Genomic DNA, 21,039 nt, shown 5'->3' with positions numbered 1-21,039 from the left:
AAAAGGGGTTTGTATGAAAACACTTGAAAAAATAGACTATCGCAAGTTTATCTTACCGCTCTTGTTCGGTTTGATATTCTGGTTTACGACGCCTATAAGGCCCGCGGGCGTTACTGTCCAAGCGTGGCAGATGCTGGCGATCTTTATTGCAACAATCGTGGGGTGTATTACGCTGCCGATTCCCATTAGCGGCGTCACCCTAATTGGCTTCACCCTGACAATCTGCCTGGGCTTGGCGCCTCTAGCCGACAAGGTGGTTAACGGCAAGGTGGTGGCTAAGGGCGCCATTAACGCTTTTGCCAACTCCTCAGCCTGGCTAATTGTCATGGCCTTCATGATTTCGCGTGGTATCGTCAAAACCGGTCTGGGCAGGCGCATCGCCCTGTATTTTGTCAAATGGTTTGGTCACAAGTCATTGGGCCTGGGCTATGCAATCGGTGCAATTGACCTGATTGTTTCGCCCGCCACGCCTTCCAACGGCGCACGGGCCGGCGGGATTGTTTATCCCTTAATCCAATCACTGGCTGAAACCTTTGGTTCTAAGCCCAATGATCCTTCGCGCAAGAAGATGGGCTCTTACCTTATCTTCACAGAATTTCAGGTAAACGTCATCACTTCTTCATTATTCATGACCGCCTGTGCGCCCAACCTCATCGCCGTTGCCTTAGCTGGTAAAGCCGGTGTTACGCTGAGCTGGATGCCGTGGCTCATGGCCAGTATCGTTCCCGCAGCAATTTGCTTGTTGGTAGTCCCTTACTTCGTCTATAAGTTGTATCCACCCGAAATAAAGGAGACACCCAATGCAAAGGAATGGGCAACTAGTCAGCTTAGTGAAATGGGTAAGCTGACGCTGCCCGAAAAATTAATGGCCCTCATCTTCGCCATCACTTTAGTGCTCTGGATGCTTTCAAGCACTCTAGGCATTGACGCAACGCTAATTGCTTTCATTTCGGTATCCCTGCTGCTCCTTTCCGGTGTTCTTGCACCAAAGGACCTCTTACGCGAAACAGGCGCGTGGAATATTCTAATCTGGTTGTCTATCTTGGTGTTCATGGCTGAAAAGTTGACGCAATTCGGCTTTATCGGCTGGATTTCAACCAGTATTTCAAACAGCATGAAGGGTGTCAGCTGGCTGACCGCACTGATCATTCTTGCACTCGTACTCTTTTATACGCACTACCTCTTTGCTAGTGCAACAGCCCATAACTCGGCAATGTACCTTCCGCTCTTAACGGTAGCAATTGCAGCCGGTGCACCCAAGGTCCTGGCAGCCCAATTCCTGGCACTGTTCTCGGCAATCATGGGGTCAACTACCCACTATTCCAGCCCGGCTGCCTCGGTTTTGGCTTCCTCGGGCTACGTCAAGCAGAGTGAATGGTGGAAGCTCAGCTTTATTTTCGGTATCTTCTATATCCTCGTTTACGGCGTTATTGGCCTAGCGTGGATGAAAGTTATCGGCATGTGGTAAGCTCTAAATAATTTTCAATTAAGCTTCGAAGGCCAACCTGCCTTCGAAGCTTTTTATTTCCCGGGAAATGTTTTGCCACCGAATCATGGAAATTGACACTGATTTAGTTATATACTAGATACATTGGTTTTTATTATTTATGTATTTTTGGAGGAAAAATGACGACACTAGAAAAAGTCTTTCATTTAAATGATGCTCATACCACTGTCAAGCGTGAATTAATCGCGGCGTTAACCACCTTTGTCAGTCTCTCCTACATCCTTTTTGTTAACCCGAATATTTTGCACGCAGCCGGCATCGATAAGGGGGCCGCTTTTACGGTCACTGCCCTTTCAATCGCAATCGGCTGTTTCATCATGGGCCTTGTAGCCAATTATCCCATTGCCTTAGCCCCCACCCTGGGCAGCGCGGCGTTCTTTTCTTACAACGTCTGCGTTGGCATGCACATTAACTGGCAGACTGCGCTTGCAGCTGTTTTAGTTGCATCGTTTCTTTTCATCCTAATTACGGTTTTGAAACTGCGCGAAAAAGTCGTCGACGCTATTCCGCAGGACCTTAAGTACGCTATTTCAGCCGGTATTGGGCTCTTCATCGCCTTCATTGGGCTGCAAAACGGACAATTGATCGTTAACAGCGATTCCAACCTCGTCGCACTGGGAAAATTCAATTCACCGGCGGTGTGGATTACGCTGTTTGGCTTAACCTTAACCGTTATTTTAATGGCAATGAATATTCCCGGGTCAATCTTTATTGGCATGGTTGTTACCGCCTTTTTTGGCGTTATCATTGGCCAGATTGCTATGCCCAAGGGTATCATTGCGGCAGCACCAAGCATTGCCCCGACCTTTGGTCAGGCCGTCTTCCACTTAAAAGACATCAATACGCCTCAGCTACTGATGGTCGTCTTAACTTTTTTGTTGGTAACCTTCTTTGACACCGCCGGCACCCTTATCGGCATGACCGAACAAGCAGGCATGGTTGATCAAAACGGCAAGATCCCCCGAATCGGGCGGGCCTTTCTCTCAGATTCACTGTCGATGGTTGAGGGTGCTGTCTTGGGGACAGCGCCCCTGGGCACTTCGGTTGAATCAAGTGCCGGAATTGCCATGGGGGGCCGGACCGGCCTAACCGCGATTTTTATCGGCATCTTCTTTTTAATCAGCATGATTTTCAGCCCGCTTCTGGCCGTCATTCCGACAACGGTGACCGCCCCCGCTTTAATTATTGTCGGTGTGCTAATGGCCGGCAACTTAAAGAAAATCAATTGGGATAAATTTGAAATTGCCTTTCCGGCCTTTCTAACTGTCGTGGGCATGCCGCTGACTTATTCAATTTCCAACGGTCTGGCTCTTGGCATGATTGCCTACCCGATTACCATGATTGCTTCCAAACAGGCCAAAAAAGTTTCGCCGATGATGTACGTCTTGTTCTTTGTCTTTATTATTTTCTTTTTGATCACCAACATGTAGCACTGGATTAGTAAAACAATTTCAAAAAATTGCAGTTTTTGGTTTATACCCGCTAGAGGCTAATGGTCGACCGACCACTAGCCCCTTTTTTTTGCAGCATGAATACGCGTAAATATCTAACCTATTGAAGATTTGCCTTTACTTTTGCTGGCTATTACTCTAATATATATCTAATAAATTTCATATTTTTTTATTTTAATATATTATCGTATAGAAAGAGGCCGATTCATCATGAAAAACCAACCTGACAAGTGGTACAACCGCTATTATGGAACTTTGATGTTCTTTTTGTTATCACTATTTCCAAGTTTCAATTCTTTCCCCTTCCCTTATACCATTGCCGGCAAGCTCTGTGGTCTGTTTTGGCTTTTCTCTTTCACCCTTGTGATGTTTGCCGGTGAATACATGCTCAACCACGTTGAGTTCAAGGGCGAAATGCGCTACCTGAAGGCCACGGTCATGATGGGCGTTTGGTTTCTTGCCATAGTTGCCCTAGTGCTCTTCACGCTGATCTTAAACAAGTAAACCCATTACGACATAATTAATTGTTTACCGGTTCCACAGGCCGCTCATGTGAGCGGTCTTTTTGCATGAACTTTTAATCTTTGTTATCGTGGATAGTATCTTGGTTCATTGCCAAATTAAGGAGATGTTTGGAAAACAGCTTGGCCACTTGGTTTCAAGCTTTAGTTATGCAAAGTAAAAATGAAAATCAGAATACACACCCCATCAAACACGATTACAAAAAGGCGCCACTGTCGGAGGTTCACCTCCGGGTCATGCTCGCCATTGTATTGGGACAGTTCACCTGTGGCTTTGCCCTGGGAATAACTGGCACTGCGCTTACTAATGCGGCAAAATACGTCACGATTAGCGACACATGGACGGGGCTAATCGGCGCTGGCGGACTGATTGGTCTGGCCAGCAGCGCCTTCATCGGACGCCTGTCAGACCGAATCGGCCGGCGGCAGCTGCTAATGGTCAACATGTACGCCCTCGCTGCATTCTCCCTCTTGCACCTGGCAACGACCAGTCTTTTACTCACGTTCTTGCTCAGAATTGCCATCGGACTAATGATGGCAATCGACTACACGGTCGGCAACGCCCTGTTGACGGAGTGGCTGCCTAAGGGCGAAGACAGCAAACGCCAGAGCCACTTGCTAATATATTGGGTGCTGGGCTTCATCGCCGCCTACTTAACCGGAACCTTCCTTGACGGCTTGGGGCCGCACACCTGGCAGGTTATCCTGGCAACCGGTGCTGTTCCAGCCCTTTTTACCGCTCTTTTCCGCAGCATATTTCCCCTGCCACCGTCCCCGAGCTGGATGGCCAGCAAGGGAAAGGTGAAGGCCGCCAACAAGCTGATTGGCAAGATACTGGGACGCAAGTGGGGCATTTCACGCCACTTTAAGCGCCCTAAAAAAGCGGACCAGCCCTCCTGGACCATTCTGTTCAGCAAAAAATACCTGCGCCGCACGCTGGTCGGCGGAATATTCTACGCCTGCCAGACCTTTGCCTTCTTCGGGATCAGCATCTTCTTGCCCATCCTGCTAAAAGGCATGGGCATCAGCAATCCGCGCGTTTCCGGCAACCTTTACAACGCCAGCATGCTGATCGGCATCTTCGTCGGCATCTTCACCTTCAACCGCCTCAGCCGGCGCATGTTTTTAACCAGCAACTTCCTGATTTCCGCTGGGTTGCTGCTGCTCTTGGTCTTGATGCCGCACGCCTCATCGACTTTTAAGCTGGCGATTTTTTCCATCTTTGCGGTTATTCTGTCCTCCGGACTTGTCCTGGACTACCCTTACCCGACGGAATTATTCGACGTGAAGGTCCAAGCTAGCGGCGTCGGCACGTGCATCACCATCAGCCGCATCGGTGCAGCTGCCGGGACGTTTTTGTTGCCGGTCCTAACTAAAGCGGGTGGTACCCGCCTAGCCATCCTAGTTTGCTGCTGCGTTCTGTTTGCTGCTTTCATTATCTGCCTGATCTGGGCACCCGAAACCGCACCGCAGCGTTTTAGTAAAAAATAACAAATATGGGGTACATCGCCAGTTGTTGCTGATCGTGTACCCCATTTGCATGCTTAATTATTAACTTTTATCCGTCGTATTCAACGCCCTGCATCTGCCGCAGCTGCCTAAAGACCTGGCCGCGGCTGCCGGCATCGAGCGTTATCACCAGCGCGTCGCCCGCCTTAATGATGGTCTGACCGCTGGGAATCACGTACTTGCCGTCACGGTAGACCGCCTTGATCAGCGTATTTTGCGGCCAGTCAATCCTAGCAACCTGTTTCCCAACAAATTGACTATTTTCGTAAACGGGCACCGTCAGCTGGTCGGTTTTACCCGTTGCAATTACGGCGGGTTGCTTGCTTTTGGCAGCCATCGACCGTGCCAGCGTGCCATAGATCGGCTCGCCGCCCAACAGTTCATCAACCAGCAAGGCGACAACGGCCACAACGGCGAGCGGCATCAGGTGCAGAAGCGAGCCCACCATTTCTGTAATCAGCATGATGGCGGTAAACGGCGCGCGAATGACCGCTGCAAAGTAGCCCGCCATCGCAAAAATGATGAGGTTGATTACCAGCCTGGCCGGTAACAAGTGCAGCTGCACCATGATCAGACCATAGCTAGCGCCAATTAGAGCACCCTGTGTGAGTACAGGCAAGAAAATACCACTTGGCAGCCCGGAATCATAAGAAATAATTGCAAAAACCAGCCTGACAACCAAGAAAAACAATAATAGCGCCACCAGGCTCCAGCTGCTGTGCGCAATCATTTTGGGGAGCGCTAAGATGAGGCGGCTGCCCGGCCCGGTAATCAACGGCCAAAAGTAGGCAACTGGAATGAGCAGTACAAGCGGAATCAGGCCATGAAGCCAACTGGGGATAACCGTGATCTTGGCATAGAACTCCTTGCCCTTAAATAGACCCTGCTTATATACATGACCTAGCAGCCCCAAAATAAGCCCCAGTACGAGCAGGTGGCCATACAGGGCAATCGGAAAGCTGTGCCGGTAAACCAGCGATAAAGCAGGCTGCTGACCAAAAATATTGGAGACAACAAAGTCGGAAACGAGCGCCCCGGCAAGGGCGTTCAACCATACGCGCGGTGAAAAATTATGAAAAACCTCTTCAAGAATAAAGAGGGCCCCACTGAGTGGCGCACCAAACGCCGCTGCCAGTCCGCTCGCAGCCCCCGTTGCTAAAAGGACACGAGCGTTCGTTTTGGCCTCCTTGGTGGCCTCACCAACGCCCTGACCAATAGTCGAGCCTATCTGCAGCGACGGCCCCTCAGGCCCCAGAAACAGCCCTGTACTGATGACCAAAATACCACCCAGTACTTTTCGCCATAGAATTGGCCACCAGTCCAAAATAAGACTGCCCTCAAGCTGCAGCTTAACTTCCGGAATGCCGGAACCGCCAACATGCGGATATTGTTTAACCAAATAACCGGCAATTAGGCCAACCAGGGCGAGACCAATAATGATGGGAATGAACCACGCAGCATTTTGATGTGCCACGTGAAACAAATCGAGCCACATTACCGTCATCTTTTCAATACCAAAGCGGAAGAAGCCAACCACGAGCCCGCTGCAAAGACCCACCAGCATGGCTTCAAACAAAAGCTTAATCTGTACTCTTCTTTTCTTCATGTTCCTGCCCATTCTTTCTACAACAATTCGGTGCCATCAAAAAATCAGATGAGCAAGTGCTGATCTGATTTTACTGTTACACGTGTAACAAAACTATTTTTCCTCGTACCACTGGGTATGGTAGACGCCTTCACGGTCATTTCTTAAATAGGTGTGGGCGCCAAAGTAGTCCCTTTGCCCCTGAATCAGGTTGGCAGGCAAACTTGGATTAAAAATCGATTCCAGGTAATTGAGCGCCGCACTGAGCGTCGGCGTTGGGATACCGGCCTGGGTTGCCAAGGCAATGGCTTGACGCAAGGCGGGCAGATTATTATTCATCAGATTCTTGAAATAAGGTGCCTGGAACAAGTTGGCCAATTGTTGGTTCCCAGCAAAGGCCTGCTCAATATCCTTCAGCATTGAAGAACGGATGATGCAGCCAGCTTCCCAAGACTGCGCAATCACAGGGTAGCGCAAGTCCCAGTCGTAGCTGTCAGCAGCCATCTTGAGCTGCTGGAAGCCCTGGGCGTAAGCGACCGCCTGGCTCAGCTGCAGCGCTTTTTCCAAATTATCAACCAGGTCCGCGGGAACTCCGCCGTCCCACTTAACTTCGGCACCCTCACGCGTGGTTGCCTTAGACATGAACCGAGCGATTACGGCTTCGGCAATCACACTGATCGGAGCACCCAAGTGCACGCCGTCTTCCAGCATCCAGTTGCCCGTGCCCTTATAAGAAGCCACATTCAAAATATGGTCAATGATATGATCGTTTGTCAAGTCATCCTTTTGCTTTAACACTTCGGCGGTAATCTCGCTGAGGTACGCTTGAACCAGGCCCTGATTCCAATCAGCAAAAATAGCAGACATTTCGTCATTGCTCTTGCCCGCAACCTTGCGCAAAAGATCATAAACCTCGGAAAATTCCTGCATGATGCCGTATTCAATCCCGTTATGGACCATTTTAACGTAGTGTCCGCTTCCCTCAGGACCAATAAAATCAACACATGGCTGACCGGCTTCATTCTTAGCAGCAATTGCCTCCAGAATAGGGGCAACCTGGTTATACGCCTCTTCATCTCCACCTGGCATGAGGGCCGGACCATTCAGTGCGCCCTCCTCACCACCGGAAACGCCCATGCCGATAAAGTGAATGCCGTGTGCTTCCAACTCGTGGAAACGACGATTGGTGTCATGAAAGTTAGAGTTACCCCCATCAAGCAAGATGTCGCCTTCATCGAGTAGCGGCAGCAGCTTGCCAATGGTTTCATCAACCGGCTTCCCCGCGGCAATCTGAATCAAAATCTTGCGCGGCTTTTCAAGCGAGTTAACAAACTCTTCCCAGGAATACGTTGGCTTCAGCTGGTCATCTTCATACTGGGCAAAAGCATCGACCTCTTTTTTAGCAATGCTGTAGCCTGACACGGAAAAGCCACTGTTTCTAACGTTTAAAGCCAGGTTCTTACCCATGACGGACAAGCCAATAACCCCAAATTGTTGCATATTTCATCCTCCATCATAAAATCGTTCTCTCTCATTATACTTGTAAGGCAACAAAAAAGCGAAGCTTTAATCAGCTTCGCCTTTTCATTTATGATACTAACTAAATTAGTGTGCTGAAGCACCTGAAGTAGTGTCAGGTTCTTCTTCTGGTTCAGGTTCTTCTTCAGCTTCTGAAGCGCCTGAAGCAGCGTCTTCAACCAAGCCAGCTTGTTCAGCAAAGTAGCTGAATGGCTTCAAACCTTCTGCTTGATACTTCTTAACAAATTCTGGGTCGTTAAGAGTATTCAATTCAGTTGAGTAAGGCATGTCATGAGTGAACTTAATGTCAACTAACATTGGTCCATCCATTTGCTTGAATTCCTTAACTGCGTCTTCGAATTCCTTCTTGGTACGTACAGTTACGCCCTTAACGTTCATACCTTCAGCAACCTTAGCCCAGTCGTTGTTTGGCATAATAACACCAGACAGTGGTTGGTGAGATTCATCAACTTGTTCAGCTTCGATGTAGCCCAAAGTTTCGTTAGTGAAGACAACGTTGATAACGTGCATGTTGTAACGAGCTTGAGTCAGCAATTCTTGGCTCATCATTGCGAAACCACCGTCACCGCCTAAGTTCCAAACTTCGCGGTCTGGGTGAACAGTTGCGGCAGCAAGTGAAGCAGGTGAACCAAAGCCCATAGTGGCGTAAAGGCCAGAAGTTGCCCAAGTTTGCTCGTCGTGCAGGTTAATCAAGCGTTGGAAGTCAATGTTGATGTTACCAACGTCAATAGCGTATTGTGCATTGTCGTCAGCATATCTGTTAATAACTTCAAAGATTGGCTCGCGACGTACAGGCATTTCGTCTGAATCGTCAAAGCTGTGCTCCCATTCTTCCCAGTTCTTCCGGTCTGCAATTGCAGCCTTGTAAAGAGGTGACTCTTCACGGGCTGGAGCTGCATCGATGATTGCTTGCAGAGTCTTGGCACCGTCAGCTAAGATCGGAACATCAACTGCGTGACGCTTGCCCAATTTTTCTGAATCAACATCGATTTGTACAACCTTGGCCTTAGGGTCAAAGAAGAATACTGAGAATGGTGAGTCGTTACCAACCCAGATAACAGCATCGGCATGCGTTTGAATGTCGTCACTTGGCTTAGGAGCTACACGGCCGATTGAGCCCATGTAAGCTGGGCACTTGTCTTCGACAACGCCCTTGGCCATAACTGATGACATCAACGGAGTCTTGAACTTGTCAGCAAATGCTGCCAAGACGTCGCCGTGGCCCTTCATACCTAAACCGAAGTATACAACTGGGTTCTTAGCTTCTTCAAGAACCTTAACGGCTGCATCAACTTCTTTCTTCTTAGGAGCTGCATAGTTAGGGATAGCTTGCAGTGCGTTGTAGTTAACACGGTAGTTGTCGTTAATCTGAGCCCAACCAAAGTCCTTAGGCAGGATTAAAACAGCTGGACCCTTCTTAGCATAAGCTTGACGAAGAGCAGTATCCATCATTGTTGGAATCTGGTCCGCAGCCTTAACTTGGTGGTTCCAAACTGCAACGGAATCAAACCAAGGCTTTTCATCAAAAGCTTGGAAGAAATCGATGTCTTGACGACTGGTTGGAACGTTAGCAACGATTGCTACCATTGGAACCTTGTCGTACTTTGCATCGTACAAGCCGTTCATCAAGTGAACAGCACCAGGGCCGGCTGAACCGAAGCAGACACCAGCCTTGCCAGTGAACTTATATTCAGCTGCAGCGGCTAAAGCACCGGCTTCTTCGTGCCGAACCTCAACAAACTTCATCTTACCCTTAAAGTCGTGGATAGCATTCATCGTTGAGTCGAATGAACCACCTGGGAAACCATAAATATGATCAATGTGCCAGTCCAAGAGAACTTGGAGCATAGCATTTGCGCCATTAATTTTTGCCATTGAAGTGCATCTCCTTAAATACATTTACTTACATATTACATTAAAACATATAATTTCACAATTTCAAGTAATGAAAAATTACGTTATGATTACGATGTAAGCGCTTTGTAAAAATATTATTTTCACAATATTGGCCAAAATAAAAATACAACATTATAACATCAACATTAAAATTTGTGATTGACTGATCATCACATTTTTTTGTGTTTTTTTAATGAGTTTCTTCGCCTCAAAAATAATTTTCTGCTGCTTAAGTTTTTACTAAGTTTTACCGGGGCATTCGTGAATAACGGCCGTTTTGTACGTAGACGCTTAAAATAGCCAAATCAGCCGGGTTCACGCCAGAAATTCTTTCCGCCTGAGCAATGGTTTCCGGCCGGATCTTGGCAAACTTCTCCCGGGCTTCAGTCGCCAGACCCGCAATCGCTGCATAGTCGATGTCTGCCGGAATCTTTTTGGCTTCCTGGCGGTGCAGCCGGTCGATCTGCTGCTGCTCCTTCTTAATGTAGCCCGCATACTTAACGTTGATCTCAATCTGTTCCTTGACGTAGCGCTCACGTGCAATGCGCATCTTCGTCAATCGCTCAATGTCATCAACCTTGACGCGCGGCCGGCGCAAGAAGACGTCGGCCTTGACGCCCGCCTTTAGTTCTCCCTCGCCAATGCCCTTAAGGTACTCCTGCACCTCTTCACTCGGGTGGACGGTGATCGACTTAACCACGTTCATCGCCTGCGTGATCTGCTCTTTTTTGGCCAAAAACTTGGAATAGCGCTCTTCCGAAATCAGCCCCAGCTTAAAGCCGTAGTCGGTTAGGCGCAGGTCGGCGTTGTCGTTGCGCAGGATTAAGCGGTACTCTGCACGCGAGGTCAACAAGCGGTAGGGCTCTTCGGTGCCCTTGGTAACCAGGTCATCAATCAAAACGCCGATGTAGGCCTCGTCGCGGCCAAGGGTAAACCCTGGCCTGCCGGCCGCGCGCAAAGCGGCATTAATGCCGGCAATCAGGCCCTGGCCTGCGGCTTCCTCGTAGCCCGAGGTACCGTTCATCTGCCCGGCCGTGAACAAGTTCTTAATGTTCTTGGTCTCCAGCGTGTGCTTGAGCTGCCAGGGGTCGACCACGTCGTATTCAATCGCATAGCCCGGCCGCATCATCTCCGCGTCTTCCAGTCCAGCCACCGAATGCAGCATTTCGAGCTGAACTTCCTCCGGCATCGAAGTGGAAAAGTCGCCGACGTAGACTTCCTCAGTATTGGCACCCTCCGGTTCCAAAAAGATCTGGTGGCGCGGCTTGTCGGCGAAGCGCACCACCTTGGTCTCAATCGACGGGCAGTAGCGCGGCCCGACGCCCGTGATCTCACCGGAAAACATCGGCGACCGCTCCAGGTTGGCGTTGATAATCTTGTGCGTTGTTCTGTTGGTGTAGGTCATCCAGCAGGAGACCTGGTCGGTCTTGTAGTCCTCATCCCTGCTCTCAAACGAGAAGTGGCGCGGGGTCTGGTCCCCCGGCTCTTCCTCGGTCTTGGAGTAGTCAATCGTGTGGCCGTTGACCCGTGGCGGAGTGCCCGTCTTAAAGCGGCGCAGCTTAAAGCCTAATTTTTCCAGATTTTCAGACAGCTTGATGGCGGGAATCGTGTTGTTGGGACCAGACGAGTAGTTCAATTCCCCAATAAAAATCCGGCCGCGAGCCGACGTGCCCGTGGTTAAGACAACGCTTTTAGCATAGTACTTGGCCCCGGTGTTCGTGACCAACCCCCTGCAGACGCCGTTTTCAACAATCAATTCGTCAACGGTGGCCTGCCGCAGGGTCAAGTGCGGCGTATTTTCAATCACGTGCTTCATGTGCTCGTGGTACTGCCACTTGTCAGCCTGGGCGCGCAGGGCCTGCACCGCCGGCCCCTTGCCCGTGTTCAGCATCCGCATCTGGATGTAAGTTGCATCAATGTTTTTGCCCATTTCGCCGCCTAAGGCATCAATCTCACGCACCACTGTTCCCTTGGCCGGACCACCGACGGAGGGGTTGCACGGCATGAATGCCACCATGTCCAGACTAATCGTTAGTAGCAGCGTCTTCTGGCCCATCCGGGCGCTCGCCAGGGCCGCCTCGCTGCCGGCATGCCCGGCACCAACAACGATCACGTCGTAGTCGTTTGAATCGTATTTTTTAATCATATTCCTGTGCACCTATTTTCCTAAACAAAATTGACTGAACAGCTCGTTAACTAGTTCATCCGGACTGCTTTCACCCGTAATCTCGCCCAGCGTGTCCCACGCGCCGTTAAAATCAATCTGGGCAATGTCGACCGGCACCTCATCGTGAAGTGCTTGAATGACGTCCTGGAGCTGCCTGCGGGCCTTCTTGAGCAAGCCCTCCTGCCGCTGGTTGGTAACCAGCACCTGGTCGTTTGAATTTTCGATGCCCGCAAAGAAGAGGTCCTTAATCGCATCCTCAAGCTGGTCCAGGTTCTCCTCGTGCAAAATCGAGGCCGCGACGACGGGACAGCCCGCTAACTGCTTTACCTGGTCCACGGTCACTTTTTGGCCCAGGTCGGTCTTGTTCAAAAGCACAATCCGCTTCCTCGCCGCGGTGGCCTCAATCAGCGTTTGGTCCTCTGGGGTCAGTTCGCGGCTTGCATCGAAGAGCAGGAGCACCAGGTCGGCCTTGGCCAGCGCCCTCTTCGACCGTGCCACCCCAATCTTCTCCACCTTGTTGGCGGTCTCGCGGATGCCGGCAGTGTCGATCAGCTGCAGCGGCACGCCTTTAACGGCAACGTATTCTTCCAGCGTGTCGCGGGTCGTGCCGGCCTCATCGGTGACAATCGCCGTATCGCTCTTGGTCAGGTAGTTGAGCAGCGACGACTTGCCCACGTTGGGCCGGCCAATGATGGCGGTCGCCAAACCGTTGCGCAGAGCCGTGCCCTCGCCGGCCGTCTTGAGCAGGTCCGCAATCTTGGTGCTGACCGACTTGGAGACAGCCGCCATCTGCTGGGCCGTCACCGTATCCGCATCGTACTCGGGGTAGTCAATGTTGACCTCAACGTTGGCCAGCGTGTCCAAAATCTCCTGGCGCAGTGCCCGAATTTTTTCCAGCAGTCCCCCCTCCAGCTGCTTTTCGGCAACCTGGCGGGCCCGGTCGGTCTTGGCCCGCACAATGTCCATCACGCTCTCGGCCTGGGTCAGGTCAATGCGCCCGTTGACAAAGGCCCGCTTGGTAAATTCACCGGCTTCAGCCATGCGCGCACCGCATGTGAGCAGCAATTGCAGGATGCGGTTGGTAACGACAATTCCGCCGTGGCAGTTGATCTCCACGATGTCTTCCCGTGTAAAAGTCTTGGGTGCCCGCATCACGGACGCCATTACCTCGTCGATGACCTCGCCATTGGCCGGATCCACCACGTGCCCGTAATGGATGGTGTGGGTGGGCACCTTGGTCAGGTTGGCCCCCTTGAACACGCGGTTGGCAATTGCCACCGCATCATCACCCGACATGCGCACGATCGAGATGCCGCCCTCGCCAATCGGCGTAGAGATTGCGGCAATCGTATCGAATTCCGTCAAAGTCGTACCCATCATTTTCTCCTTTTTTCAATAAAAAAAGCGCATTATACCACCATGAATAACCATGATGTATAAAGCACTTTGACTGCTTTACCTAAAAATTACTTTAGATTAAACTTTTTAATTTTAAATGCTACTTCTTGCGTCTTAAGCGCTTGTAGGTTCTCCTAAGCTTGCGCTTGCGTTCACGCTCCTGTGCGGCCTTGTGTTCCTGCTCGCGCCGGTATTTGATCGGGTTCTGCAGGATGAAGGTCTGAACCACCTGGAAGAGGTTGGAGATCACCCAGTAGACGACGATCGCCGACTGGAAGTACAGACCCATGACCCCGACCATAATGGCCATGCCGTATGTCATCATCTTCGTTGACAGGTTCTTCGACTCCTGCGGCGTCGACATCTGGCTGATGTAGGTCGACACGAACGTCAGAACCATCGATAAGATCGGCATGATAAAGTATGGATCCGGCTTGCCCAAATCCATCCAGAGGAAGTGTCCGGTCTGCAGCTGCGGCGTCTGCCAGATTGCCCCGTACAAAGCATACATAACCGGCAGCTGAATAATGAGCGGCAGGCAACCCGCATACGGGTTGATTCCCGCTTCCTTGTACAGCTTGTTGGTCTCCTGCGAAAGTAGCGTGCGCGACTCGGTGTCGCTGCCCGGGTACTTTTTGCGCAGGGCGTTGATCTCAGGCTGGATGCTCTGCATCTTGGTCGTCGACTTAATCGACAACGCACTGAGCGGATACAGGATCACACGCACAATAACGGTAAAGACGATGATCGCCCACCCGTAATTGTTGCTCATCAGCTTGGCCAGCCACAGCAAAAACGTCGACATGTAGTAAATGACCCAACGGTTCCACCAGTTGCCGCTGGTATGCGATACAGGTGCTGCTTTGCCCGTTGACGCGGCACAGCCCGTCAACACAACGGCTACTGCAACAACGGCCAGCAGCGCAAGCACCCGTTTGACATTCTTTTTGGTTAAGATGTCTTTCACTCTAATCTTCCTCAACTTTATCAGGTATTTCTTCTATAATATTAGCCAAAAAAAGTGCGTGGAGCAAGTTCTTTCGAACCTCGGCCATCCCGAAGTTGCGGGCGTAGGGCCGGGCAATCACCAAAAAGTCGGTGTGTGGCGCTAAGCGCGGTTTATTTTCGGTCAGAACAGCGCGAACATAACGTTTGAGGCGGTTGCGCACAACCGCCGTGTGACCCACCTTCTTGCCGACCGAAATGCCCACCCGGAAGTGGGTATTTTGCGGCCGGGCAATTCTGTAGACCACAAAGGCCCGGTTGGCCACTGAGTTACCAGCTTTAAAAACACGCTGGAAATCATTTTCAGTTTTAACGCGATAAGACTTTCTCAAAACATTTCATTCCACTCTTTGATATTAAAAAAACCACTGGGATTTCAGTGGTTTAAGCAGATAAGACTTTTCTACCCTTTGCACGGCGTCTGGCCAAAACCTTGCGGCCGTTGGATGTGCTCATCCGTTTCATAAAGCCATGAACCCGTGAACGGTGACGCTTTTTAGGTTGGTAAGTTCTTTTAGTTGTCATTAAACTACACCTCCAATATGTGCTAGTTGCACAATTTAATAACTAGAATACCATTATTGTGGTCAAAAACCAAGTGAAATTGCAAAAATAATTGCGTTAATTGGCATTTTAGGGATAAATTGCGGCGCGGCTTAAACCGGTCGCGACGAATTGCGTGGTGCGCAGTGGGCTAATGCCGGCCCGGCCCCCTGCCTATTTTCACGATAAATCGGCCTTGGCAATCTCAATCGACGGGTAGTGTCCGAGTGCCGGCAGGTCGGTGTCCAGCGGGCAGCTGTAAACCATGTAGTAGTCGCCGTCTGCCTGATTGGCCGTCAGCTCCTCCAGCTTTTGCCGGGCGCGACCAACATCCTGCGTAATAAAAACGACGCTAACAACGCCCACCTTCTCCGCCGCATGCGCACTATTTTCAACACTGCCCTTCAGTATCACCTTCAGGTTGCCGTCGTCTTTCAGTCCCAGCTCAATATAGTCTTGGTAATCCATCTTAGTACCCCACAATACATGAATATTTATGTTTGATATTACCCGGCCTAACTGGCGCTGTCAACTGGATTTGCGGGCAAAGCCGAGCAGGAGGGACAGTAAGACAATAGAACTGCAGCCACCTGCATAACAAAAGTCATGTTTGGATTAAAAATTCAAGCATGACTTTTGCTTTCGTTAAGAAGTATGAGCCGCACCGCTCTCAAATAATAAATAATTGAGGCTAAAAGCAGAAATTTCCACCTAGCAATGGTATCATGTGCTTATTATTAAATACATATTAGAATCAAAGGAGGCTAACCACATGACTACCATAAGACGCAGCCTGGCCGCTATTACCACTATGGCAATAGCTGTCACCCTAGCAGGGTGTTCCTCAACGGTGCCAGGCAAAGAATCCAAGACCGAGCAAGCCGCCAAGAAGACGGTGTCAAAAAAAGACCGGCAAAATAAGGCAATCCTAACAGACTTCGAGCAAATTCAAGTTAGCGAACCGCATAAACAGCCCGTTGCGGGCGAAACTGCTTCAGGTTCAACGGTTGCAGACGTTAAGGGCATCTTGGGTAAGCCAACCCAGGTTTCCAACGCTGACTTAAAAAAGTACCATTTTACATCATATACCTGGAAAAAAGCTTCTACCGCCATCTTGGTACAATTCGCTTATAAGCATGTCGTCATGAAGTCCATTGCCGGGCTGAAGTGGTCCGGGCAAAAGCCGAGCCTGAAGAACTATAAAGCAGTCAAAGACGGCAGCTCATATAATGAACTAATTGGCCGCCTGGGCCAGCCCAACCTGATTACGGTTAAAATCATCAAGGGACAGAAGCAGACTGCGGCGGCCTACACTAACAGCAAGATGAACAAGAGCATGGTCTTCTACTTCACTGAAAATAAGCTTACCAGCAAAGCCCAAGCAGGAGGGGCAGTAAGACAATAGAACTGCAGCCGCCTGCATCAACAAAAGTCATGTTTGGATCAAAGATTCAAACATGACTTTTTTAGTACTATCGCGGTTGGCTAATCAATCGTAATGTCGCCATCTTTACTGGTAACCTTGAGGGTTGGCGTTTTGTTTACTGTGGAAGTGAAATGAGATAACTTATAATGGCCCCGGAATTTAATATCGTTGTTAGGATCGGTTGAGAGATCATAAGTGATTTTAGGGGCACCATTCATTTTGAAATCACCAGTATTTGCTTTGAATGAACTGTTGCCAAGCAACTTAGAATTTCTGACTTTAACGTCACCTTCGGATAAAAATGCCGTTACTTTAAATTTACTGTTAGCAATAATCATGTCCGCATCATCTGAATGTATTATGCTGCTTGCCAACGTCGAGTTTGTTACTTTTAACGTGCCCTCTTTCAGTTGAAAATGAGCTCTTTTGTTATCGACATTATCAATAGCAACATCCCCATAATTTGCTTTAAAATTGATGTCGGGAATAACTAAATCGTTCAAGTAAATGGCACCCTCATGACAGGAACCGGTCGCTTCCTTAATAGCATTCGTATTAGGAACCGTAATAATAACTTGATAAGTGCCTTCATCATGGGCAAAAGCTTTGCGCCCGGCATCAGAGATAGTTAATTCCTGGTCTTTAACTTCTGCCTTGACTTTGCTGAGGTCTTCTCCAGCAATCGTTACCTGGTATTTATTACCTGAAGAGATCTGGATATCCGGTTCATATGTGTCAAACTTAACCTTAGTAAACTTCTTAACTACAAAAGTCTTACTTCGATTGTCCTTACCGTCATCTTTATCGCGAGACATATTGGCGATTCTGCTGATACCCGTGTGTACCTTCTTAATGTCTTGATTGCCGTTGTTTAGTTTGCCAACGATGAACAAGGCTAGCCCGACGATGATAATCAAACCACCGATTTGATAAAATTTTTTCATTATTTTTCCTTTCCCTGGTTAGAGGTACTAGTTTGGTAATAATCTTTCTTTAAAAACTTTCTACCCACAGAGCGCATGAATACAGCAAGTTTAGCAATTAAAAAGTTTAGCGCTTTAGCAATAATTGGCAGTAACAGAAGAATTACTCCCATGCCCAACAGTCCGATACCTAAATAGAAACTTCCAATTGCCCAATTACTAGTGAATAGCAGCGCAAAGGCCTTCAGCACAGTTATCCCTCCAATAACAAAGAAAGCAAACATAAAAGCCATAAAAGCTGCTAGAAAAGCGAACCCTACTGCTAGGAATAAAAGCAACGCTAAAACAAACGGAATTCCTATTGGTGCTGCAAACAATCCCAGCACAACATACCAAATTGTTTTCAAATTTGAACGTGAACTCTCCATTTTAATTCCCCCTACTATATTATGTAATATATAATATAATAAATATATCTTATACAGAAAAATAAAACCAAAAAAGTCATATGTGCGAATTTTTAACCACATATGACTTTTAATTATTTGTTTTCACTGAGGAATCTTTCAAGTTCCTTACCATATTCTGGCATATCCAAGAAGGTAACTACCTTGACAGATTTTTGACATTCATTCATATACTTTGAATCGCCAGTTGTATGATATTTAATGAAATTTTCAAGTAGTTTAAGAAGATTTCTATGGAAAAACAACTCCGGACGATTCGGAAATGTCTTAGACATGGCAATGAAGGCCTCGGTTTCCTCATAGCGCTTTTCTTCAATACATATAAACAACAAATTGACGATAATTGCTAACACCTCTATCTGAATATCCAAGTTATTGCTGCTACTAAATTGTTTAATGGCCTTGCGTGCAATCAGAAGGTTGCTGTCAAGATTATAGAGCCGCATGAAGCTACAATACATGGCCAAAGATTGCAAATCAAAGGTAGTAACATTAAATATCTTATTTTTTATCGCGGCCTTGGTCTCATTATCCAATTCTGCGACATTGTTATTCACCAATGCTATGTAGCCTTTGACTAAAACGAGCAAGTCTTTTTTATTGGGCAATGTTTCCTGTTCAATCATAGCCTTAATGTGTTTTAACTTATCAAGCGAACTTTTATAGTACGCCTCACCAATTAATTTCTTTAGTTCATATTCTCGATCATACTGCAGGCTCTTTTCCAGGTTGATATTTTCAAAAAATTCTGCGGCCGAAATGTTGTTATAATCAAGCAGGCTGACCAAGTCGTCTGCCGTAATCCGGTTGAGGCCCTTTTCAATCTTGGAATAGAATGACGGACTAATCGCGGTGCCGGTCCACTCTTTCTGGGTTTTATTGGCCATCAACCGGTAGTGCTTCAATAATTCATTAACTTTCATTTTTGCCACCTCGTTCTAAAAGGTCACCCAAATTAGCTGTTTGCTTTAATTATATCATTTATAAAGCGCTTTAATATCACTATATTTTGACAATTGCACCGTAAAACCGCACCGCGCACGTCTTCATCCCTCCGGTTTCTACTATACGCTACAAGAATTACCTGGCTGAAACCCGACGCTTCATTTCATTAAAATTCCGCACCCGAATTTTTAAATCCAGAAGGTGAGTTGCATTCCCCGTCAATTTTTGCCGACTCACGGCCTCAATTAATATGTAAGGACAAAATAAAAATAGCATTCAATGTGGTGGGTCAAACTCGTCCCACGAAAATTTGCGTACCCCATTTTTCGGCCTCACCAAATCCCGCGCTTGTTCAAATTTTTGCCCGCATTTTTATCCACAAAGAGTCAATCACAACACTTTGCACAGGTTTATGCACAGTCCCCAGCTTGTTCAAAAGATTATGCACAACATGTGGATATTTCGCTGCTTAGCCCCCTGTAAATACTGTTATTATAATAAAATATGTCCACAGACAATCATGCAAATAAATTTTAGCTGCCGCTTTTTGGCCTAAAATTTGTGCATTTGCCTCAAATCTTTATCCACACCTTGTTAATTCTGAATTCTTTTTATTCACCTGTGGAAAACATTCTGCTTAGATGGTAAAATAGGTCCTGCTAAACGTCATCGGAGGGAATCATTTTGTTTGATATCAATAAATTTTGGCAGCATTTTAACAATGAAATGCGCGAACGCTTCAACGAGGTTGCATACAATGCCTGGTTCAAAAATACTAAACCCATTTCCTACAATAAGGACACCCACGAGCTGCGCATCGCCGTGCAGAACCCCGTAACCAAGGGCTACTGGGAGAAGAACCTGTCCTCGCAGCTGATTCAGTCGGCTTACGGTTATTACAACATCGAAGTCCTGCCCGTTTTTCAAATCGAGGGCGAACAGAGTACAGAACGCCTGGTAACGCCCAAGCCGCAGACCCAGACGATGCGTGAACAGCCCCGACAGGAGCGCCAGAACGTGTTCGTGCGCAACCTCAAGCTTAACGAAAAATACACCTTCGACAACTTCGTCCAGGGCGAGGGCAACAAACTCGCGGCCGGCGCGGCGTTAGCCGTTGCCGACAGTCCCGGCAGCTTCTACAACCCGCTCTTCATCTTCGGCGGCGTCGGCCTCGGCAAGACGCACCTGATGCAGGCCATCGGCCACCAGATGCTGGCGGAGCGGCCAAACGCCAAGGTCGTTTACATTCAGAGTGAAACCTTCGTCAACGACTTCATCAATTCGATTAAGAACAAGACCCAGGACCAGTTCCGCGAGAAGTACCGCACCTGCGACCTGCTGCTGGTCGACGACATCCAGTTTTTTGCCAAAAAAGAGGGCATCCAGGAAGAATTCTTCCATACCTTCGAAACGCTCTATAACGATCAAAAACAGATCGTCATGACCAGCGACCGCCTGCCCACCGAGATTCCGGACCTGTCGGAACGGCTGGTATCGCGCTTCACCTGGGGGCTGCAGGTTGAGATCACGCCGCCGGACCTCGAAACGCGGATTGCAATCCTGCGCAAGAAGGCGGAGGCGGAGAACCTCACGATTGACGACAGCACGTTGGACTACGTCGCAAGCCAGGTCGACACCAACATCCGTGAGCTCGAGGGCGCCCTGGTCAAGGTGCAGGCCCACGCAACGATTGAGCACGAGGACATCAACGTGAACCTGGCCCGCGAGGCCCTGGCCGACCTCAAGCTGGTCCAGAAGAACCAGGGACTGCAGATCTCCAAGATTCAGGAGGTCGTTGCCAACTACTTCCAGACCTCGACCTACGAGCTGAAGGGCAAGAAGCGGGTCCGGCAGATTGTCGTGCCGCGCCAGATTGCCATGTACTTGTCGCGCGAATTGACCGATTCCAGCCTGCCCAAGATTGGCCAGGAGTTCGGCGGCAAGGACCACACCACCGTGATGCACGCGTATGATAAGATTAGTCGGGAGATCAAGACCAATTCCGACGTTAAGACGGCAGTCTTTGACCTGAAGCAAATGCTCGACCGCTAAAAGTTATTCACTGTGGACAACTTCCGTACTTGTGCACATGTTCTTAACCGTACCGATTACGTTATTTTCGGCACGCTTGTGCTTTTCAACAGAAATCACAGGACC

18 protein-coding genes are annotated in these 21,039 nt (G+C 48.7%); 6 read left to right on the top strand and 12 right to left on the bottom strand.

Annotation, left to right across the window (positions count from 1 at the left end; all coding sequences use genetic code 11):
• Positions 1-13: 13 nt before the first annotated feature.
• The 4 genes from AC2JF8_RS04630 to AC2JF8_RS04615 all read left to right on the top strand — a co-directional run bounded on the left by AC2JF8_RS04630 (position 14) and on the right by AC2JF8_RS04615 (position 4,970).
• A complete protein-coding gene (locus AC2JF8_RS04630; RefSeq protein WP_500761482.1) occupies positions 14-1,468 on the top strand; it encodes a DASS family sodium-coupled anion symporter in 1,455 nt (484 codons plus the stop codon).
• 158 nt (positions 1,469-1,626) lie between these two features.
• Complete coding sequence (locus AC2JF8_RS04625; protein WP_500761480.1) at positions 1,627-2,937, top strand: NCS2 family permease; 1,311 nt, start codon at positions 1,627-1,629, stop codon at positions 2,935-2,937.
• 231 nt (positions 2,938-3,168) lie between these two features.
• Entirely contained in the window at positions 3,169-3,462 is a 294-nt protein-coding gene (locus AC2JF8_RS04620; RefSeq protein ID WP_500761478.1) for a hypothetical protein, read from the top strand.
• 167 nt (positions 3,463-3,629) lie between these two features.
• Entirely contained in the window at positions 3,630-4,970 is a 1,341-nt protein-coding gene (locus AC2JF8_RS04615; protein ID WP_500761476.1) for an MFS transporter, read from the top strand.
• A gap of 67 nt (positions 4,971-5,037) precedes the next feature.
• Here AC2JF8_RS04615 and AC2JF8_RS04610 read toward each other — a convergent pair whose 3' ends face one another.
• From AC2JF8_RS04610 to AC2JF8_RS04570, 9 genes are all read right to left on the bottom strand, one after another.
• Complete coding sequence (locus tag AC2JF8_RS04610) at positions 5,038-6,594, bottom strand: ClC family H(+)/Cl(-) exchange transporter (protein WP_500761474.1); 1,557 nt, start codon at positions 6,592-6,594, stop codon at positions 5,038-5,040.
• 93 nt (positions 6,595-6,687) lie between these two features.
• Complete coding sequence (gene gnd / locus AC2JF8_RS04605; RefSeq protein WP_500761471.1) at positions 6,688-8,073, bottom strand: NADP-dependent phosphogluconate dehydrogenase; 1,386 nt, start codon at positions 8,071-8,073, stop codon at positions 6,688-6,690.
• A gap of 105 nt (positions 8,074-8,178) precedes the next feature.
• The gene (gene spxB, locus AC2JF8_RS04600; protein WP_500761469.1) at positions 8,179-9,987 is read right to left on the bottom strand and encodes a pyruvate oxidase; all 1,809 of its coding nucleotides are present in this window, start codon (positions 9,985-9,987) and stop codon (positions 8,179-8,181) included.
• 268 nt (positions 9,988-10,255) lie between these two features.
• A complete protein-coding gene (gene mnmG / locus AC2JF8_RS04595; RefSeq protein ID WP_500761467.1) occupies positions 10,256-12,154 on the bottom strand; it encodes a tRNA uridine-5-carboxymethylaminomethyl(34) synthesis enzyme MnmG in 1,899 nt (632 codons plus the stop codon).
• A 12-nt stretch (positions 12,155-12,166) separates the two neighbouring features.
• Positions 12,167-13,552, bottom strand: a complete 1,386-nt coding sequence (gene mnmE / locus AC2JF8_RS04590) for a tRNA uridine-5-carboxymethylaminomethyl(34) synthesis GTPase MnmE (protein WP_500761762.1) — start codon at positions 13,550-13,552, stop codon at positions 12,167-12,169.
• Between the two features lie 121 nt (positions 13,553-13,673).
• Positions 13,674-14,540, bottom strand: coding sequence for a membrane protein insertase YidC (locus tag AC2JF8_RS04585; protein ID WP_500761465.1), 867 nt, complete (start codon positions 14,538-14,540; stop codon positions 13,674-13,676).
• Between the two features lies 1 nt (position 14,541).
• Positions 14,542-14,910, bottom strand: coding sequence for a ribonuclease P protein component (gene rnpA, locus AC2JF8_RS04580; RefSeq protein WP_500761463.1), 369 nt, complete (start codon positions 14,908-14,910; stop codon positions 14,542-14,544).
• 52 nt (positions 14,911-14,962) lie between these two features.
• Complete coding sequence (gene rpmH, locus AC2JF8_RS04575) at positions 14,963-15,103, bottom strand: 50S ribosomal protein L34 (RefSeq protein WP_003549412.1); 141 nt, start codon at positions 15,101-15,103, stop codon at positions 14,963-14,965.
• A 198-nt stretch (positions 15,104-15,301) separates the two neighbouring features.
• Positions 15,302-15,589: a hypothetical protein gene (locus AC2JF8_RS04570; protein ID WP_500761461.1), complete on the bottom strand. Its 288-nt coding sequence runs from the start codon at positions 15,587-15,589 to the stop codon at positions 15,302-15,304.
• A gap of 304 nt (positions 15,590-15,893) precedes the next feature.
• Here AC2JF8_RS04570 and AC2JF8_RS04565 point away from each other — a divergent pair, with 304 nt between their 5' ends.
• Positions 15,894-16,526, top strand: a complete 633-nt coding sequence (locus AC2JF8_RS04565; protein ID WP_500761459.1) for a DUF3862 domain-containing protein — start codon at positions 15,894-15,896, stop codon at positions 16,524-16,526.
• 80 nt (positions 16,527-16,606) lie between these two features.
• On the opposite strand, the gene AC2JF8_RS04560 is transcribed toward AC2JF8_RS04565, so the two are convergent.
• From AC2JF8_RS04560 to AC2JF8_RS04550, 3 genes are all read right to left on the bottom strand, one after another.
• The gene (locus AC2JF8_RS04560) at positions 16,607-17,491 is read right to left on the bottom strand and encodes a DUF4097 family beta strand repeat-containing protein (RefSeq protein ID WP_500761457.1); all 885 of its coding nucleotides are present in this window, start codon (positions 17,489-17,491) and stop codon (positions 16,607-16,609) included.
• Positions 17,491-17,898 carry a hypothetical protein gene (locus tag AC2JF8_RS04555; protein WP_500761455.1) on the bottom strand — a complete coding sequence of 136 codons (408 nt, stop codon included), beginning with the start codon at positions 17,896-17,898 and terminating at the stop codon, positions 17,491-17,493. Before AC2JF8_RS04555 ends, AC2JF8_RS04560 begins: the two co-directional genes overlap by 1 nt.
• Before the next feature lie 113 nt (positions 17,899-18,011).
• Positions 18,012-18,860, bottom strand: a complete 849-nt coding sequence (locus AC2JF8_RS04550; RefSeq protein ID WP_500761453.1) for a helix-turn-helix domain-containing protein — start codon at positions 18,858-18,860, stop codon at positions 18,012-18,014.
• Positions 18,861-19,566: 706 nt separating this feature from the next.
• On the opposite strand from AC2JF8_RS04550, the gene dnaA reads away from it, so the two are divergent.
• A complete protein-coding gene (gene dnaA / locus AC2JF8_RS04545) occupies positions 19,567-20,934 on the top strand; it encodes a chromosomal replication initiator protein DnaA (RefSeq protein ID WP_500761451.1) in 1,368 nt (455 codons plus the stop codon).
• The last annotated feature ends 105 nt before the right edge of the window (positions 20,935-21,039 follow it).

The sequence above is a fragment of the Lactobacillus sp. CA30L genome, assembly GCF_059900845.1.
Note: the sequence above shows the minus strand (reverse complement) of the source record. Positions and strands in the feature narration are given on the sequence as shown.

Bases quoted from the DNA above. Each gene is read 5' to 3' on its own strand.
- AC2JF8_RS04630 (WP_500761482.1), top strand. From the start codon at position 14: ATGAAAACACTTGAAAAAATAGACTATCGCAAGTTTATCTTACCGCTC.
- AC2JF8_RS04625 (WP_500761480.1), top strand. From the start codon at position 1,627: ATGACGACACTAGAAAAAGTCTTTCATTTAAATGATGCTCATACCACT.
- AC2JF8_RS04620 (WP_500761478.1), top strand. From the start codon at position 3,169: ATGAAAAACCAACCTGACAAGTGGTACAACCGCTATTATGGAACTTTG.
- AC2JF8_RS04615 (WP_500761476.1), top strand. From the start codon at position 3,630: ATGCAAAGTAAAAATGAAAATCAGAATACACACCCCATCAAACACGAT.
- AC2JF8_RS04610 (WP_500761474.1), bottom strand. From the start codon at position 6,594: ATGAAGAAAAGAAGAGTACAGATTAAGCTTTTGTTTGAAGCCATGCTG.
- gnd (WP_500761471.1), bottom strand. From the start codon at position 8,073: ATGCAACAATTTGGGGTTATTGGCTTGTCCGTCATGGGTAAGAACCTG.
- spxB (WP_500761469.1), bottom strand. From the start codon at position 9,987: ATGGCAAAAATTAATGGCGCAAATGCTATGCTCCAAGTTCTCTTGGAC.
- mnmG (WP_500761467.1), bottom strand. From the start codon at position 12,154: ATGATTAAAAAATACGATTCAAACGACTACGACGTGATCGTTGTTGGT.
- mnmE (WP_500761762.1), bottom strand. From the start codon at position 13,552: ATGGGTACGACTTTGACGGAATTCGATACGATTGCCGCAATCTCTACG.
- rpmH (WP_003549412.1), bottom strand. From the start codon at position 15,103: ATGACAACTAAAAGAACTTACCAACCTAAAAAGCGTCACCGTTCACGG.
- AC2JF8_RS04570 (WP_500761461.1), bottom strand. From the start codon at position 15,589: ATGGATTACCAAGACTATATTGAGCTGGGACTGAAAGACGACGGCAAC.
- AC2JF8_RS04565 (WP_500761459.1), top strand. From the start codon at position 15,894: ATGACTACCATAAGACGCAGCCTGGCCGCTATTACCACTATGGCAATA.
- AC2JF8_RS04560 (WP_500761457.1), bottom strand. From the start codon at position 17,491: ATGAAAAAATTTTATCAAATCGGTGGTTTGATTATCATCGTCGGGCTA.
- AC2JF8_RS04555 (WP_500761455.1), bottom strand. From the start codon at position 17,898: ATGGAGAGTTCACGTTCAAATTTGAAAACAATTTGGTATGTTGTGCTG.
- AC2JF8_RS04550 (WP_500761453.1), bottom strand. From the start codon at position 18,860: ATGAAAGTTAATGAATTATTGAAGCACTACCGGTTGATGGCCAATAAA.